The organism is Vibrio variabilis (assembly GCF_003263785.1).
GTDB classification, from domain to species: Bacteria; Pseudomonadota; Gammaproteobacteria; order Enterobacterales; family Vibrionaceae; genus Vibrio; species Vibrio variabilis.
In genome coordinates this window covers 31,161-48,776 of record NZ_JYJK01000130.1, presented here as the reverse complement: position 1 = coordinate 48,776, position 17,616 = coordinate 31,161, and the positions used below count along the sequence as shown (strand labels likewise).

Below are 17,616 nucleotides of genomic sequence, written 5' to 3'. Positions count from 1 at the left end.
TATGAGTCAAACTGCTCAAAAAGACTGGTGGAAAACAGCCACGATTTATCAAATCTATCCAAAGAGTTTTTGCGATAGCGGTGATAAAGGGATGGGGGACATCAAAGGAATTACCTCGAAGCTTGATTACTTAGCGAAGTTAGGTGTCGATGCCATCTGGTTGACTCCAGTGTATGCCTCACCAATGATAGATAACGGTTACGACATCTCCGACTACTATGCCATCAACCCTGACTTTGGCACCATGCAAGACTTTGATGAGCTGCTCGCGGCTGCCCATCAGAAAGGTATTCGCATCATTATGGATATTGTGGTGAACCACACCTCAACCGAACATCAGTGGTTCCAGTCGGCACTAGGGGATAAACAAAGCCCGTACCGCGACTACTACATCTGGAAACCTAACGAAGGCAAGCTACCTAACAACTGGCAGTCAAAGTTTGGTGGCTCAGCATGGGCATTAGACGAGGCCACCGATGAATACTATCTGCACCTATTTGCAAAAGAGCAGGCTGATCTGAACTGGGAAAACCCAAAAGTTCGCGAAGAAGTAAAACAGGTCATCGAGTTCTGGGCACAGAAAGGGGTGGATGGCTTTAGGCTGGATGTGATCAACCTTATCTCAAAACAGCAAGACTTTGCTGATGATGATATTGGTGATGGCCGCCGTTTTTACACCGATGGTCCGCGCGTTCATGAGTATTTACAGGAAATCAGCGAAGCAGTATTCCAGAAGTACGGCTCGGTAACCGTTGGTGAAATGTCGTCTACGACGCTAGAGCATTGCCAGCAGTACAGCTCATTGGATGGTAAAGAGCTTTCGATGGTATTCAATTTCCACCACCTAAAAGTGGATTACCCCAATGGTGACAAGTGGACGAAGGCAGATTTTGACTTCCTGCAGCTAAAACAGATTTTCAACCACTGGCAAACAGGACTAAATGGTCAAGGTGGGGGCGCTATTCTGGTGTAACCACGACCAACCTCGCGTAGTCAGTCGTCTTGGTAATGATCAGCAATATCGAACCGAGTCAGCAAAAATGTTGGCAGCGTCTGTTCATCTAATGCAAGGCACGCCTTACATATACCAAGGTGAAGAGATCGGCATGACCAACCCAGGTTTCACCGAGATGAGTCAGTATCGGGATGTCGAAAGCCTTAATATGTATCAGCTGATGGTGGAACAGGGCGATACCTCTCATGACGATATGATGGCTATTCTGAGGCAGAAATCTCGTGATAACTCTCGCACCCCGATGCAGTGGAACGACAGCAAACACGCTGGCTTTACCCAAGGTACACCTTGGATTGGAGTTGCTGAAAACTATCCTCAGATCAACGCTGAGGCAGCGGTTGAAGATGAGCATTCGGTATTCTACTTCTATCAAGAGCTTATCGCGCTTCGTAAGCAGTTAGCGGTGATTACTGACGGTAGCTATGTGGATTTGTTCCCAGAGCACTCTCAGGTTCATGGTTACTTGCGTGAGAGTGAGGAGGCGATGCTGGTGTGTTTGAACAACTATTATGGTGAGGAGACTCGCGTGGAGTTGCCAGAGCAGTTTGATGGTTTGGTGAGTCGTGCTGTGTTGAGTAACTATGGGGTTGTTGGTGAGGTTGAGTTGGTAGGTGAGGTGGTTTTGAGGCCTTATGAGACGTTGGCGCTTTTGTTGGATATAAACTAAGAGTAAAGAGCTAGAGCTTTACCCCTCCTGCCGGCAGGAGGGGTAAATGAGCAAAGCGAGTAACCCCACCTCACCCATAAGTCACCACATACCTCGTCGGCTTATGATTCATCGCCAACACCAAATTCAACATCACCGCACCAAGAATCGAAATTGCGATAATCGACGGCGACACAAAGAAGAATGATGCAATAAGAATGGCGCAATCAATCGCCATCTGCGTTTTACCGACCGAAATTCCAAACTTGTCCTGAATAAACAGACATAGCACATTAAAGCCACCTAGGTTGAACGGTGTCTGAAGAGAATCAGCATACCCAATCCCATCAATAAGCCACCGGCAATTGCGCAGTAGATGGTATTGACGTTATCCAGCGTGACCACTCGATGCATGTTGTCCGTAATAATAGACACTAAGGCACCAGAGATGGCGCTGCTGGCAGCAAAGCGTTTACCAAAGCGTTTCCAAGCAAGTAGGTAAAACGGGCTGTTTAGGGCGAAATAAAGCGTACCGAAAGAAATCGGTACAAACTGGCTCATAAGAAGGGCGAGACCTGTAGTACCGCCAGTTAACAGTTGAGCGACTGAAGAAAGAATATCCCCTGAGCGACGATAAAGGTGCCAGTGAGAATCGCTATCCAGTCTTCTTTACGTGAGTGTTTTTGCATCAACTTAAAATTCTTCTAATCAATAAACGGCGCAATATTATTGAAAAGTTGATGTTTTCGGTAGCTTGAAGGGGAAATTTACGGTAAACCTATGTAATTCAATTTTTACACTGTGTAAATGGAATTATTGACACTTAGCGCCCGTGATAGTGCCGATTTATCGGCGTATATGATGAAGCCTAAGGTTCACTATGAAAAAACTGCATGAGAAATTTCCAATTTTCTCTTTATGACCTAGATCAAATTATGTATCATGCGAGTCATCAAATGTGGTGACGAAAACGTTTGCTTTTGGTCATTGTGTGGTTTTTTTGAAACTTTCAGAACAATCTGAGTCAGGAGATACAGATGCTTAAGCGTGATATGAACATCGCTGATTACGATGCGGAGCTATTTGCAGCAATTCAAGAAGAGACACTACGTCAAGAAGAGCACATCGAGCTTATCGCTTCGGAAAACTACACCAGCCCTCGCGTAATGGAAGCGCAAGGCTCTCAGCTAACCAACAAATATGCTGAAGGCTACCCAGGCAAGCGCTACTACGGTGGTTGTGAGTATGTTGATAAAGCGGAAGCACTAGCGATTGATCGTGCTTGTGAGCTATTTGGTTGTGAGTACGCGAACGTTCAGCCGCACTCTGGTTCTCAAGCGAACAGCGCAGTATACATGGCGCTACTTAACCCAGGCGACACAGTTCTAGGTATGAGCCTAGCGCACGGTGGTCACCTGACTCACGGTTCACCAGTAAACTTCTCTGGTAAGCACTACAACGTTATCCCTTACGGTATCGACGAAGCGGGCCAAATCAACTACGACGAGATGGAACAGCTTGCTGTTGAGCACAAGCCTAAGATGATCATCGGTGGTTTCTCTGCATACAGCCAGATCGTAGACTGGGCTCGCATGCGTGAGATCGCAGACAAGGTTGACGCTTACCTATTCGTTGATATGGCGCACGTAGCGGGTCTTATCGCTGCCGGTGTTTACCCAACGCCAGTGCCACACGCTCACGTGGTAACAACAACAACGCACAAGACTCTAGCAGGTCCTCGCGGTGGTCTTATCCTGTCTAATGCAGGTGAAGACATGTACAAGAAACTGAACTCTGCGGTATTCCCTGGTGGTCAAGGTGGTCCTCTAATGCACGTTATCGCTGGTAAAGCAGTGGCGTTCAAAGAGGCGATGGAGCCAGAGTTCAAAGAGTACCAAGCGCGCGTTGTTAAGAATGCAAAAGCGATGGTTGCACAGTTCCAAGAGCGCGGTTACAAGATCGTCTCTAACGGCACTGAAAACCACCTGTTCCTTGTTGACCTAATCGACAAAGACATCACTGGTAAAGAAGCAGATGCAGCGCTAGGCGCGGCAAACATCACTGTGAACAAAAACTCAGTACCAAATGACCCACGTAGCCCATTCGTAACGTCTGGTATCCGTGTTGGTTCACCTGCGATCACTCGCCGTGGCTTCACTGAAGCGGATGCGACTGAGCTTGCTAACTGGATGTGTGACGTTCTAGACAACATCAACGATGCATCAGTCATCGAAGCCACGAAAGCGAAAGTACTAGAGATCTGTAAGCGCCTTCCTGTTTACGCGTAATTCTCTATTGCCGAAACGCAATGAAAAAAGCGAGCTAAATGCTCGCTTTTTTAGTGCTTGAAATTTGAAGGTCGAAGGGAGTATTACTTATTGATATTAAGCAACGTGCCCGACTTGCATCGGAATGAGTAGTACTTGCGACTCTCACTAAACTGACCCAAGCCTTCGCCATTACAGTAATCAATGTTGATATCACGCATGATATCTAATGTCTTTTCGCTGTTAAGGGCGAACTTAGCACCATCCTTACAAACGATACGAACGCGACCATCGTCGCTGACCGAGTATAGGTTCACTTCAGTGTTACATAGCTCGAATGACGCTTCTAAATAGTTGTCTTGCTGAGTGTTTTGCGCACAGCCTGCGATCACTGTTGCCGCTAGAATCGGCAAGCCAATTTTCAATAACTTCATGCTACATCCTTGATTGGGTGAAACTTTTTCTTTAAGCCTACTTAAAAATAGCAAAAATGCGAGTATGAGATTGTCATGTTGCCTATTTTTCTCAAAAAAACACGGATTGCTTCAACAGCGAACCCGTGTCTCTTGTTCCGAAAAAGGCGATATTACTTCAAAGAAGCAATGTTCCTTCAAGAAGATAAAGCTATTTCACTTCTTCGCCTTTTGCTTGCAAGTCTGCATGGTAAGACGAGCGAACAAATGGACCACAGGCTGCATGGGTAAAGCCAAGCTCAAGGGCAATCTCTTTTAGCTCATCAAACTCTGATGGCGGCACATAACGCTCTACCGGCAAGTGATGACGACTTGGAGCTAGGTATTGACCAAGAGTTAGCATGGTAACGCCGTGAGCTCGAAGATCTTTAAGTACTTCAATAATCTCTTCTTTGGTTTCTCCTAGACCCATCATCAAGCCAGACTTGGTCGGTACGTCAGGGTGCATTTCTTTGAACTTCTGAAGTAGTTGCAGTGACCATTTGTAGTTCGCACCTGGACGCGCTTTACGATACAAGCGAGGCGCGGTCTCTAGGTTGTGGTTGAACACATCTGGCGGGTTATCTTTTAGTGCTTCAAGCGCTACATCCATACGACCACGAAAGTCCGGCACCAAGGTCTCGATGCGGATCTCTGGGTTAAGTGCGCGGATTTCGCGGTTACAGTCTGCAAAGTGCTGAGCGCCGCCATCACGTAGGTCGTCACGATCAACAGAGGTCACCACCACGTACTTAAGCTTCATATCTTTGATTGTTTGAGCAAGCTTTTGTGGCTCACCCGCTTCAGGCGCATTTGGACGGCCATGAGCCACATCGCAGAAAGGGCAACGACGAGTACAGATAGCACCTAGGATCATAAAGGTTGCCGTACCGTGGTTGAAACACTCAGCCAAGTTAGGGCATGAGGCTTCTTCACATACCGAGTGAAGGTCGTTTTTACGCATTGCAGACTTGATGTCTTGAATACGCTGGCTGTCCGCTGGCAGCTTGATCTTCATCCATTCAGGCTTACGAAGGATTTCTTTTTGCTCGGTAGGCATGTTCTTTACAGGAATCAGTGCCATCTTGTCAGCGTCACGGTACTTGACGCCTTTTTCCATTTGGATAGGTTTGCTCATCGTCTTATGCTTCTTCGCTGAATTCTACTTGCTCGTAATCAAGTATTTCTAATAGTGCTTTGATCATTTGTCTTCGACAATCGAGACCTCTTTTGGACCACCCAGTTGGCTCACTTGAACCATTTCCATCCCTGCATAGCCGCAAGGGTTGATACGAAGGAAAGGGGAGAGATCCATATTAATATTTAGCGCCAGTCCGTGGAATGAGCAGCCTTTGCGGATGCGCAGACCGAGCGAACAGACTTTTTTACCATCGACATACACTCCAGGGGCATCCGGTCGTGCCGCTGACTCAATATCATACGCGTTAAGTGTCTTGATAACGAGGTTTTCGATGTGCGTAACCAGCTCGCGAACGCCAAGCTTTTTACGACGCAGATTGATAAGAAAGTAGGCCACGAGCTGGCCGGGACCATGATAGGTCACCTGACCGCCGCGATCGCTTTGAATGACGGGAATATCACCAGTGTTGAGTAGGTGCTCTTCTTTACCTGCTTGTCCTTGAGTAAAGACCGGGTTGTGTTCCACTAACCACACTTCGTCGCGTGTGTCGTCTGTTCGATTGTCAGTGAAATCATGCATGGCTTTCCAGACAGGTTCGTAGTCTTTTCGCCCAAGCTTCCTTACAACTAGCTGATTTTCCACCAGTCACCTCGCTGCCACTTAATAAAGTATTCGCATTATAAACATGTTGATGGTTTTGAACTACCAATAAATAACGAATTCTTAACCAATGTATGATGAAGTACTTTTATCTCGTTGATAAATAAAAAGAAAGCAGCCGAAGCTGCTTTCAAAAAAAATTTAAAGTTTCAAATTTTTACAGAACCATGCGAACGATGTCGATATCACCAAGTTCTTTGTAAAGGGTTTCTACCTGCTCGATTGAGGTCGCTGTAATGTTAATCGATACAGCGTGGTAGTTGCCTTTGGCACTAGGTTTGATGGTTGGGCTGTAGTCCCCAGGCGCGTGGCGTTGGATCACTTCCAACACTTTTTCAGGAAGCTCTGGTTTAGCGTAACCCATCACTTTGAAGGTAAACGAGCAAGGGAACTCGAGTAGGTCTTTGAGTTTTGCATCAGAGTTGATGGTCAACATAATAGGGACTCCAAAAAATACCAATTCTTTATAACGGTGCGAATAGTAATGCCTTACGTGGACGATCTCAAGCCAATGAAAAAGTAAAGCCGCTTAAAGCGGCTTTACGATGACTCGATTACTTTCGCGTTAAACGCTAAGGCTTAGAAAAAGCTCTTGAAAAGTAATACGATGTAATCCCACAAGCGACTGAACAGGCTACCTTCTTGAACATCTTCAAGAGCAAGCAGCGGATATTCAGCAACGTCTTCGCCTTCTAGTTGATAGTATAGCTTACCAACGACATCGCCCTTAGATATTGGTGCTTCTAGCTGTTTTTCAAGTACGAAGCTTGCTTTTAGGTTTTTCGCTTGGCCGCGTGGCAGTGTGACATACGTGTCTTGATCCACACCAAGTGCGACTGCGTCTTTGTCACCCATCCACACTTTCTCTTCAACGAAGGTTTCGTCAGCTTTGTGTGGGTTCACCGTTTCGAAGAAGCGGAAGCCGTAGCTCAGTAGCTTTTTGCTTTCTGATTTACGAGCGTTAGCGCTCTTCGTGCCCATCACAACCGCGACAAGGCGCATCTTACCCTCAGTCGCAGAGCTCACTAGGCTGTAACCTGCTTTGCTCGTGTGGCCAGTTTTGATGCCATCAACGTTCATGCTCTTATCCCAAAGCAGACCGTTACGGTTGTATTGGGTGATGCCGTTGTAGGTAAATTTCTTCTCAGAGTAGATACGGTACTCATCTGGCACGTCTTTGATAAGTGCGCGACCTAATAGTGCCATGTCGTAAGGCGTTGAGTACAGGTTCGGGTTGTCTAGACCGTGAACGTTAGCGAAGTGCGAGTTGGTCATGCCAATAGACTTCGCCCAGGCATTCATAAGGTCAACGAACGCATCTTCTGAGCCTGCAATGTGCTCAGCCATCGCCACACAAGCATCGTTGCCCGATTGAATGATGATGCCTTTATTTAGCTCATCAACGGTGACCTTAGTGCCGACTTCAATGAACATTTTTGATGAATCAGGGAAGTTTTTTGCCCACGCATTCTTGCTGATGGTCACTTCGTCTTGTGGTGCGATATTGCCACGCTTTAGCTCTTGACCGATCACATAGCTGGTCATCATTTTAGTCAAACTGGCTGGGTGAAGCTGAGTATTCATTTCTTTCTCAGCGAGAACCTTACCAGAGTTGTAGTCCATCAAAACGAAGCCTTTGGCTGCGATTTGAGGTGCATCAGGCATGACAACAGGTGCCGCAGAGGCAGAAGTCGCTGCCAAAGTTGCGGAAAGAGCAATAGTGGTTACAAATTTCATAGAAGATTTATTCTTATTCATTTCGAATGCGTTTGAGTAATAGTTCGTATAGTAACAGAATGTTGCCTGCAAACTAGATAGCTTACACTAAGTAACAACGGTTATTTATGTCAATGATGTTTACAGTTTTTTGACGAAAGCTGAGGGGTAGCCAATCTTTTGCACCTGCTCCAGCACGTCTTGGGTTTGCTTGTAATCTTTAAATGGGCCAAGCATTAGTCGATAATTTTTGTTTACCGGGGTAAGAAAGGTGTCAACCGATAGTTTTTCGCTCAGTTGCTTGGACAAGTTGTCGATGCGATCTTTATGCGGTGAGGCAGCGACTTGAATCGTGTACTCCGGGTGCTTGCTCAGCTCATGTTGGCTGGACGGCTTTTCGACGATAATCACTTCAATTTCAACGTTAGCCGTCCCCGTTTTAATCACATCTAGCTTGTTTGCAGCGGCATAACTTAGGTCGATAATACGGCCGTCATGAAAAGGGCCTCGGTCATTAACGCGAACAATCGTCTCTTTTCCGTTATCAAGATTTTTCACTTTGACATAGCTCGGCAGAGGCAAAGTTTTATGCGCCGCCGACATTGAGTACATGTCGTACACTTCGCCATTCGAGGTTAAGTGTCCATGGAACTTTTTGCCGTACCAAGATGCTTCGCCACGCTCTTTGAAACCTGCAGGGTCTTTAATCACTGTGTAGCTTTTGCCGCGCAGACGGTAACTCTTATTGCCTCCGAGACTGTATGGTTCATATTTTGGCACCGCGCCTTCAATATGATCGACAGAAATAGGCGCGTTAGGCGCCACATCGTCTTTCAGATCATAGCGACTGTCTGAGGACGACGAGCATCCAGCTAGTAAGGTCAGCCCTAAGGCTAAACCAAGCCAAGAAAGGCGCTGGCGCAGTATGTCATTCCATTTGTTCATTAGGTTGCCTTTGAGAATGCTTTTCTGTGTGTATGAATGGACATTAGAATGCCAAATCCAGCCATTAGGGTCACCATGGAGGTGCCACCGTAGCTGACAAGCGGCAATGGTACACCAACTACCGGTAATATACCGCTCACCATACCAATATTTACAAAAACATAAACGAAGAAGCTCAGAACGATACTGCCGGCCATCATTCGACCAAATGCAGTTTGAGCGGAACTAGCGAGATATAAGCCTCGCCCGATGATGAATAGGTAGAGAGTAAGTAGCAGTAGAATGCCAATCATTCCCCATTCTTCTGCGATAACGGCAAAGATGAAGTCGGTGTGACGCTCAGGCAAGAACTCGAGCTGTGATTGGGTGCCTTGCATCCAACCTTTACCGGTAATTCCCCCAGAACCGATAGCAATTTTACTTTGAATGATGTGATAGCCCGCGCCCAGAGGATCCGACTCGGGGTCAAACAAGGTACGTACGCGCACTTTTTGATACTCACGCATCAAGAAGAACCAAAGTACAGGAATAAATGCACTTAGTGCGACCACGGCACCAAAGATAATTTTCCAACTAATGCCGGCTAAAAAGATAACGAAAATCCCCGAGGCGGCAATCAAAATGGAAGTACCAAGGTCTGGCTGCTTAGCGATTAATATTGTCGGTACGAACACCATCACTAGCGAGATGAGCAAGGTCTGAAACGTGATGGGTAGTGAACGTTTACCAATATATCGCGCCACCATCAGCGGTACCGCCAACTTGAGAAGTTCGGAGGGCTGAAAGCGCACAAAGCCCAGATTTAGCCAGCGTTGTGCACCTTTAGATGCTTCACCAAAGAATAACACGCCAAATAGCAGCATGACGCCCGCAAAGAACATCAAGGGAGCCAAGGTCTCGTAGGTTCTTGGCGATAGTTGAGCCAGAACAACCATTACCACAAGAGCAAGCACCATACGCATCGCTTGTCTGTCCATCATTGCCATACTTTGGCCGCTGGCGCTGTACATCACCACAAGACCAAACCCCATAAGCGCCAGAATTCCCAGCACCAAAGGCAAGTCAATGTGGAAGCGCTCAAACATTACTCGGCTTTGACCGGTGGAAGGATCAAATCTCATTCTTCTTCACTCTCTTCCTTTTCTGCCAATGCCAAGTCGAACAGTTGTCGAGCGACTGGCGCACCGTTGCTAGAACCACCACCGGCGTTCTCAAGAACGACAGTAACCACGACCTTAGGATTCTCAAACGGTGCAAAGCCGGTAAACAATGCGTGGTCTTTGAGGTGTTCAGCGAGCTCTTCAGCATTATACTCTTCGTCTTCTGCCAAGCTAAATACCTGCGCGGTTCCTGATTTACCACCGCTTTGATAAGGCATATTGGTGAAGGCACGTCGAGCGGTACCTTTAACGCCGTGATTCACACGTCGCATACCTTCTAACGCAATGTCCCAGTAGCGCTCTTGTACACCAGTGATGGGTGGTCTTGAGTCAACTTCACTCAAGGTTTGATGGTCAAAGCTGTCGCCATTGTTGATGGTTGCACGCAGCAGGTGAGGGGAGAGAACTTCACCGCGATTGACGAGAACGGAGGTCGCTTTCGCTATCTGCATCGGCGTTGCTGTCCAATAACCCTGACCGATACCGACAGGGATGGTATCGCCTTGATACCATGGCGTGCGGTGTCGTGCCATCTTCCATTCGCGAGTTGGCATATTGGCTTTGCTCTCTTCAAAGATATCAATGCCAGTATAATCGCCGAAACCAAACATCATCATCCATTTAGATAGGCGGTCGATGCCCATATCGTAAGCAATTTGGTAGTAGAAAGTATCCACTGACTCTTCAATCGCTTTGACAATATCAACCTTACCATGTCCCCAACGCAACCAGTCACGGAATGGGCGCGTCTTAGAGTTTGGAATACGCCAGTACCCCGGGTCATTACGTGTGGTCTTGGTGGTAATGACGCCTTCTTGAAGTGCGCCAACCGCGATAAACGGCTTCACCGTCGAAGCGGGTGGATAGATACCCAAAGTCGCGCGGTTTACTAGTGGACGGTTTTTGTCTTCTAATAGCGCGCGATAGCCTTTACCGGAGATCCCGTTCACAAAGGCATTCGGGTCGTAGCTTGGGCTAGATACCATCGCTAAGACACCGTTGTCACTAGGATCAAGAATGATCGCTGAGCCACGTCTGCCATCGAGCAGCTTGTGAACTTTAAGCTGAAGCGTGATATCCAGGTTAAGAACGATGTCTTTGCCTGGGACTGGTGGCACGAATTTGAGGGTTCTTAATACGCGGCCGCGACTGTTCACTTCTACTTCTTGATAGCCAGCGGTGCCGTGCAAAATATCTTCGTAGTAGCGCTCAATACCGAGCTTACCAATATCACGAGTCGCTTGATAATTGGCGTCTTTCTCTTCACGGATCAGGCGGCGCATGTCTCGGTCATTAATGCGGGACACATAACCAATCACGTGAGTAAGCACATCACCGTATGGATAGAAGCGTTTTAGGTTCGCAGCAATCTCAACGCCCGGGAACTTATGCTGATGGACGGAAAAGATCGCGACTTGGTCTTCAGTTAATTGGGTCAGAAGCGGGATCGACTTGAAGCGACGTGTGCGCTTGCGATCGCGATTGAAGGCTTCTTCTCGCTCAGGAGAGATCTCTAGATATTGCCGCAGCGCTTGGATGGTCGCATCCATGTCTTTGACTTTCTCTGGAGTGACTTCCAAGTTGAAGACAGGGCGGTTCTCAGCAAGCAAGATACCGTTACGGTCGTAGATAAGTCCGCGGTTTGGCGCGATCGGCACCACCTTAATGCGGTTATCGTTCGAGCGGGTCTTGTAGTCTTGATACTGGTTGATCTGGATGTTGTAGAGGTTAGCGACGAGCACCAACATCATCACAACGATACCAACAAACGCCACAATGGCGCGACTTTTGAAGAGTCGCGCCTCGGCCTGATGGTCCCGTATCTGGCTGCGTTTACGTTTCATCGCTAGCTCAATTACTCTCTGTGATACGGATGATTAGCGGTAATTGACCATGCTCGGTACAAGCTCTCCGCCATCACAATACGTACTAGCGGGTGAGGAAGTGTTAACGCAGACAAAGACCAGCTTTGGTCTGCGGCTGCTTTACAAGCAGGAGCCAATCCTTCAGGGCCGCCAATCAAGATAGAAACATCACGACCATCGAGCTTCCAGCTTTCTAACTGCTCAGCGAGTTGCGGTGTGTCCCATTTTTACCGGGAATATCCAAAGTGACAATACGGTTGCCTTTTGGCACGGCAGCAAGCATCGCTTCCCCTTCTTTTTGGAGGATACGCGCGATGTCGGCATTTTTGCCTCGCTTACCTGCGGTAATTTCGATGAGTTCCAGTGGCATATCATGTGGGAAGCGGCGACGATACTCTTGAAAGCCTTCTTCTACCCACTTAGGCATTTTAGTGCCAACGGCGATCAGTTGAAGTTTCAAACGATTAGCTCCAAAGCTTTTCTAGTTGGTATAGCTCACGGTGCTCTTCCTGCATCACGTGTAGCATGGTCGAGCCCATATCCAGTACGACCCACTCGCCCTCGGTGCTGCCATCGATACCAAGTGGTTCAAGACCAAGCTTTTTCACTTCTGCAGCCACATGATCCGCAATTGAAATGACGTGTCTTCTAGAAGTGCCAGTACAGACGATCATAAAGTCTGTGACGCTAGACTTGCCTTCAACATCAAGGGTGACTATGTCTTGGGCTTTCATATCGTCCGCTTTATCAGCTAGAAAAAGTTTCAATTCTTCGCGTTGCAAAAGAGATTCCTCAGTGTATGTATAGTTAGGAGAGTATCGCTACTCAATCGATCGGTAATTATATCACGATTTTAGGGTTGCAAAGACAGGCCGTTGTCAGCACTGCTCAGGTTAAGAGACAGTTGCTGCAAGTATGGCCAAGGGCTTTGCTCGTATTGGGTTTTCACCTGCACCTCAATGGCACTGAGCAACTGAATGTTTTGGCGCAGTTTTTCTGGTGAGAGTCGGTTTAGTGCCGCGCTATAGAGCGGCTTTTTATTTTGCCATACTCGAAACTGATCAAGCACCTGACCCAGTGACGATTGAGCTAGCATGGCTTGCATCTTACCCAGTTGTACCAACTCTTTTTGGATCGTGCGCAGTAAAATCGTGGCTTCTATGCCTTCAGCTTCAAGCTGACTCAAGATGCGATGAGCGCGTTTTGGCTTGCCTTCCAACAGGGCATCAACCCAATGAAATACAGTGAAGTGATTGTGTCTGCTGAGCGACTCTTGAACCCTCAGCAGTGTCAATTGACCATCAGGGTAGAGCAAACCGAGCTTTTCAAGGCTTTGTGACAAAGCAAATAGGTTGCCTTCATGCCATTGGCAAAGCAGTTGAACGGCTTCCCCATCAGGCATTAATTGATGGGCTCGGCAGCGCCTCATGACCCATTGTGGCAACTGTTTAATATCCGGCGTATTGCAACTGACTAAGCAGCCGCTGAGCGCCTTAAACCATTTCGCAGATTCTTGCGCACGGGTAAGCTTAGTGCCAGTGATGATAAGCACAATGTCTTCATGCAGAGTAGGTGCGATATCGGCGAGCTGTTTGGCAATACCGGCATTAACACCGGTCTCTGGTACGCTGAGTTCAATGATTTGCTTTGAGGAGAAGAGACTCATTGCTTGCGTGCAATCATACACCTCATTCCAGTCAAGCGAGCTGTCGACACTAAAACGGTGATGTTCTTCAAAGCCAAGCTGCTTGGCATGACGAACCACCGCATCGCGACTCTCTTGAACGAACAGAGGTTCATTACCAAACAACAAGAAGCAGTGGTGCCACTGTTGGTAAGGTGCTCAGAAAGGCGGTCAGCAAAAATTCTCACTATCGGTTACCTATTAAGACGGTGAGTTGTCTTGCGTGTTGCTGTTTGATTGTTCAAGGTTTTGTTTTTCTTCAAACTCTTGAATTTCTGTTTTCAGTCTTGCCATTTGACGCATCATTTGCTGCGCAGAAAACTCGCGCATTTCATCTTCAATAAGCTTACGCTCTGCGGATTTCGCCAGTGCGGATAGAGGGTTGTCTAGGTAGCTACGAGTCATGGTTGCGGTAAAGTCTTTTGCGCCAAGATCAGGAACAGTGACTCGATAGTTGACCTCGTAGACGATCTCTTTTTCCGCCGCTCGAGTGTTTTGATAAAGCGATAGGGTACGGTCGGTGATGGTTTCACCCGTGATGTGTATGTTCGGTACATCTTTGTTAGGTGTCACAAGTTCGATTTGGCTAAGGCGCAACTGCTCTTTGACCAAGCGTGTGATCTTACTGTATTGGTCGAAACTGGTGACAGAGATAGCGGTAATATCCTCGGGTACAGAGTACTCGCCACGTAACTGGAATCCACACGCAGTCAGTAGCGAAGAGAGAAGAATGATAAAACTGGCTTGTGTTAGTTTTTGTTTGAATCGAAACATAGCGACCGAAGACTCTCGTTGAAAAGGCTTATGTAAGTCCCAGAGCAGACACTTAGATAAGACTTTGCTTAAAATGGACGAAAGAGCCGCAGTAGCGAACTGCGACTCTTAGTATCATAAAGTGATGATGATTAGTTCGCTACAATATTCAGTAGCTTACCTGGTACATAGATCACTTTACGAACCGTTTTGCCATCTGTGAACTTAGTGACGTTCTCGTCGTTAAGACCAAGCTCTTCGACTTGCTCTTTAGACGCGTCAGCCGCCACAGTCAGTTTAGCGCGCAGTTTGCCGTTTACTTGAACCACGATCAGCTTCTCGTCTTCAACAAGGGCTTTCTCGTCATGCGTTGGCCATACTGCATTATCAATGTCAGATTGACCTAGAGCAGCCCACATTTCAAATGAGATATGTGGAGTGATTGGGTAAAGCATGGCAACGACTGCTTTTAATGCTTCATCTAGAATCGCACGATCTTGCGCAGACTCTTGAGGCGCTTTCGCTAGCTTGTTCATGAGTTCCATGATCGCAGCGATTGCTGTGTTGAACGTTTGACGACGAGCGATATCATCCGTTACTTTCGCGATAGTCTTGTGAACGTCGCGACGAAGTGCTTTTTGGTCACCAGAAAGAGCTGCAGTATCTACGGCTTCTGCTGCACCTTTCGATGAGTGTTCATTAACCAGTTTCCAAACACGTTTTAGGAAGCGGTTAGCGCCTTCAACACCAGACTCTTGCCACTCAAGTGTCATATCAGCAGGTGATGCAAACATCATGAATAGGCGTACTGTATCTGCACCGTACTTGTCTACCATCTCTTGAGGGTCGATACCGTTGTTCTTCGACTTAGACATCTTGATCATGCCTGAGTGCTCAACGTCACGGCCTTGGTTGTCTTTCGCCGAAGTGATGCGACCTTTACCGTCACGCTCAACCGCAACGTCAGTCGGTGCCACCCACTCTTTACCGCCTTTGTCATTCTCGTAGTAAAACGCATCTGCCAGTACCATGCCTTGACATAGTAGCTGTTTAAACGGCTCGTCAGACGTTACGTAACCTGCGTCACGAAGCAGTTTGTGGAAGAAGCGCGAGTACAGTAGGTGCATACATGCGTGCTCGATACCACCGATGTACTGGTCTACTGGTAGCCAGTAGTTTGCTTTTTCTGGGTCTAGAATGTCATCCGCTTGTGGTGAGCAGTAACGCGCGTAGTACCAAGAAGATTCCATGAAGGTATCGAACGTGTCTGTTTCACGAAGTGCTGGTTCACCGTTAAATGTGGTCTTCGCCCACTCTTTGTCGGCTTTGATTGGGCTGGTAACACCATCCATAACCACATCTTCTGGAAGAATAACTGGCAGTTGATCCGCAGGTACCGGATGAACTTCACCGTCTTCAGTCGTCACCATTGGGATTGGCGCACCCCAGTAACGCTGACGAGATACACCCCAGTCGCGTAGACGGAAGTTCACAGTCTTGTGACCTTTGCCTTCAGCTTCGAGTTTTGCTGCGATCGCATCAAATGCCGCTTGGAACTCAAGACCGTCGAACTCACCAGAGTTAAACAGTACGCCTTTCTCTGTGTACGCTTCTTCAGAGATGTTTAGCTCGCTACCATCAGTTGGCTGAATCACAGGAAGAATATCTAGACCGTATTTAGTTGCAAACTCAAAGTCGCGTTGGTCGTGACCTGGAACCGCCATAACCGCGCCTGTGCCGTAGTCCATCAATACGAAGTTAGCCACGTAAACGGGTACTTCACGGCCGTTCAATGGGTGAATAGCAGTAAGGCCAGTCGCCATACCTTTCTTCTCCATTGTCGCAAGCTCAGCTTCCGCCACCTTGTTGTTTTTGCACTCTTCGATGAAAGCCGCAAGCTCTGGGTTATTTTCAGCCGCGATCGCCGCTAGAGGGTGACCTGCTGCGATACCCACGTACGTTACACCCATTAGGGTATCTGGACGAGTTGTGTAGACTTCTAGATCTTGTTGACCTTTAACTTCAAACTTGAGCTCAACACCTTCAGAGCGACCAATCCAGTTGCGCTGCATGGTCTTAACCATTTCAGGCCAACCTTCAAGGTTGTCTAGATCGTCAAGAAGCTCTTGTGCGTACTCAGTGATCTTGATGAACCACTGCGGAATTTCTTTTTGTTCAACCGGAGTGTCACAGCGCCAGCAGCAGCCATCTTCAACCTGCTCGTTGGCAAGAACAGTTTGGTCATTTGGACACCAGTTAACCGAAGAGGTCTTCTTGTACACTAGGCCTTTTTCGTAAAGCTTAGTGAAGAACTCTTGCTCCCAACGGTAGTACTCAGGCGTACACGTTGCGAATTCGCGGTTCCAGTCGTAGCCAAAACCCAGCAGTTTAAGCTGGTTTTTCATGTATTCGATGTTTTCGTACGTCCAAGGCGCAGGAGCCGTGTTGTTCTTAACGGCTGCGTTCTCTGCTGGTAGACCAAACGCATCCCAACCGATTGGTTGCATTACGTTTTTACCTTGCAGACGTTGGAAACGAGATACCACATCACCGATGGTGTAGTTACGTACGTGACCCATGTGCAGTCGTCCGCTTGGGTAAGGGAACATTGACAGGCAGTAGAATTTTTCTTTATTTGGGTCTTCACTTACAACAAAGGTTTCATTGTTGTCCCAATGCTGTTGAACTTTACGTTCAATGTCTTGTGGGTTGTATTGTTCTTGCATCGATGATGTCCGGTTATCTTGGAATTTGTGAGTTCTGTTACTACAGAGACTAATAGATCGTCATAGAATACCTAAAGGAAGCTCGGTCAACAATAGCCAATAACAGGGGGATGTATGCCTAAGCGTAAAACCAGTTATGAAGAAATGATCGAAGATGTGGTTGAGAATCTCAAACACAGTCCAGAAGAGCTACAGCACGTGCTTGAAAAGTCGGGACAAGTGGTGGAAGCTGCGAACGACATGACCAAGGATGAGATGGCGTTGATCTCTGCATATGTTAAATCGGATCTTAAAGAATTTGCCGATAACTACGAAGAGAGTAAAAGCGGCCCCTTCTACCTAATGATTGCTAACTCAATTTGGCAAGGGCTATTGGACATTACCGATCGAACTAAAGTGGAATGGGTGGAGCTGTTCCAAGATCTCGAGCACCAAGGTGTGTACACATCGGGAGAAATGATAGGGCTTGGGGTATTGGTATGTGAGAAATGCGGTCATAAGACCGAGTATAATCATCCAACGGTGATTGGCGATTGCGCTAAGTGTGGTAATCAATCCTTTAGTCGTAAACCTCTAAAACCGTGAG

Annotated in this window: 12 protein-coding genes and 5 pseudogenes; 3 read left to right on the top strand and 14 right to left on the bottom strand. The window is 47.3% G+C overall.

Annotated features, from left to right (window positions below; genetic code table 11):
* Position 1 precedes the first annotated feature (1 nt).
* Positions 2–1,682: pseudogene (treC, locus tag TZ48_RS21580) on the top strand (alpha,alpha-phosphotrehalase).
* Positions 1,683–1,752: 70 nt separating this feature from the next.
* On the opposite strand, the pseudogene TZ48_RS21575 reads toward treC, so the two are convergent.
* Positions 1,753–2,222 (bottom strand): annotated as a pseudogene (locus tag TZ48_RS21575) (YitT family protein).
* A 476-nt stretch (positions 2,223–2,698) separates the two neighbouring features.
* Between TZ48_RS21575 and glyA the strand changes: the two are divergent.
* Complete coding sequence (gene glyA, locus TZ48_RS21570) at positions 2,699–3,949, top strand: serine hydroxymethyltransferase (RefSeq protein WP_042496689.1); 1,251 nt, start codon at positions 2,699–2,701, stop codon at positions 3,947–3,949.
* An 83-nt stretch (positions 3,950–4,032) separates the two neighbouring features.
* On the opposite strand, the gene TZ48_RS21565 is transcribed toward glyA, so the two are convergent.
* The 13 genes and pseudogenes from TZ48_RS21565 to leuS form a co-directional block, all read right to left on the bottom strand.
* Positions 4,033–4,362: a hypothetical protein gene (locus TZ48_RS21565; protein WP_042496692.1), complete on the bottom strand. Its 330-nt coding sequence runs from the start codon at positions 4,360–4,362 to the stop codon at positions 4,033–4,035.
* A gap of 190 nt (positions 4,363–4,552) precedes the next feature.
* Positions 4,553–5,518 carry a lipoyl synthase gene (gene lipA / locus TZ48_RS21560; protein ID WP_112480661.1) on the bottom strand — a complete coding sequence of 322 codons (966 nt, stop codon included), beginning with the start codon at positions 5,516–5,518 and terminating at the stop codon, positions 4,553–4,555.
* Between the two features lie 4 nt (positions 5,519–5,522).
* A pseudogene (gene lipB, locus TZ48_RS21555) lies at positions 5,523–6,163 on the bottom strand (lipoyl(octanoyl) transferase LipB).
* 175 nt (positions 6,164–6,338) lie between these two features.
* On the bottom strand, positions 6,339–6,617 hold the full coding sequence (gene ybeD / locus TZ48_RS21550) for a DUF493 family protein YbeD (RefSeq protein ID WP_042496698.1): 279 nt from the start codon (positions 6,615–6,617) through the stop codon (positions 6,339–6,341).
* 143 nt (positions 6,618–6,760) lie between these two features.
* Entirely contained in the window at positions 6,761–7,939 is a 1,179-nt protein-coding gene (locus tag TZ48_RS21545; protein WP_112480659.1) for a serine hydrolase, read from the bottom strand.
* A gap of 99 nt (positions 7,940–8,038) precedes the next feature.
* Positions 8,039–8,842 carry a septal ring lytic transglycosylase RlpA family protein gene (locus TZ48_RS21540; RefSeq protein ID WP_112480657.1) on the bottom strand — a complete coding sequence of 268 codons (804 nt, stop codon included), beginning with the start codon at positions 8,840–8,842 and terminating at the stop codon, positions 8,039–8,041.
* Positions 8,842–9,963 carry a rod shape-determining protein RodA gene (gene rodA / locus TZ48_RS21535; protein ID WP_112480656.1) on the bottom strand — a complete coding sequence of 374 codons (1,122 nt, stop codon included), beginning with the start codon at positions 9,961–9,963 and terminating at the stop codon, positions 8,842–8,844. The genes TZ48_RS21540 and rodA overlap by 1 nt, the downstream gene beginning before the upstream one ends.
* A complete protein-coding gene (gene mrdA / locus TZ48_RS21530) occupies positions 9,960–11,846 on the bottom strand; it encodes a penicillin-binding protein 2 (protein ID WP_112480654.1) in 1,887 nt (628 codons plus the stop codon). Before mrdA ends, rodA begins: the two co-directional genes overlap by 4 nt.
* Before the next feature lie 11 nt (positions 11,847–11,857).
* Positions 11,858–12,327 (bottom strand): annotated as a pseudogene (gene rlmH, locus TZ48_RS21525) (23S rRNA (pseudouridine(1915)-N(3))-methyltransferase RlmH).
* 4 nt (positions 12,328–12,331) lie between these two features.
* Positions 12,332–12,649 carry a ribosome silencing factor gene (gene rsfS, locus TZ48_RS21520; RefSeq protein WP_112480652.1) on the bottom strand — a complete coding sequence of 106 codons (318 nt, stop codon included), beginning with the start codon at positions 12,647–12,649 and terminating at the stop codon, positions 12,332–12,334.
* Positions 12,650–12,720: 71 nt separating this feature from the next.
* Positions 12,721–13,739: pseudogene (gene holA / locus TZ48_RS21515) on the bottom strand (DNA polymerase III subunit delta).
* 13 nt (positions 13,740–13,752) lie between these two features.
* Entirely contained in the window at positions 13,753–14,325 is a 573-nt protein-coding gene (locus tag TZ48_RS21510; protein WP_112480651.1) for an LPS-assembly lipoprotein LptE, read from the bottom strand.
* A 131-nt stretch (positions 14,326–14,456) separates the two neighbouring features.
* Positions 14,457–17,030 (bottom strand): leucine--tRNA ligase, encoded by a 2,574-nt coding sequence (leuS, locus tag TZ48_RS21505; protein ID WP_112480649.1) that lies wholly within the window; start codon positions 17,028–17,030, stop codon positions 14,457–14,459.
* Positions 17,031–17,144: 114 nt separating this feature from the next.
* On the opposite strand from leuS, the gene TZ48_RS21500 reads away from it, so the two are divergent.
* The gene (locus tag TZ48_RS21500) at positions 17,145–17,615 is read left to right on the top strand and encodes a zinc ribbon-containing protein (RefSeq protein ID WP_112480647.1); all 471 of its coding nucleotides are present in this window, start codon (positions 17,145–17,147) and stop codon (positions 17,613–17,615) included.
* Position 17,616 lies beyond the last annotated feature (1 nt).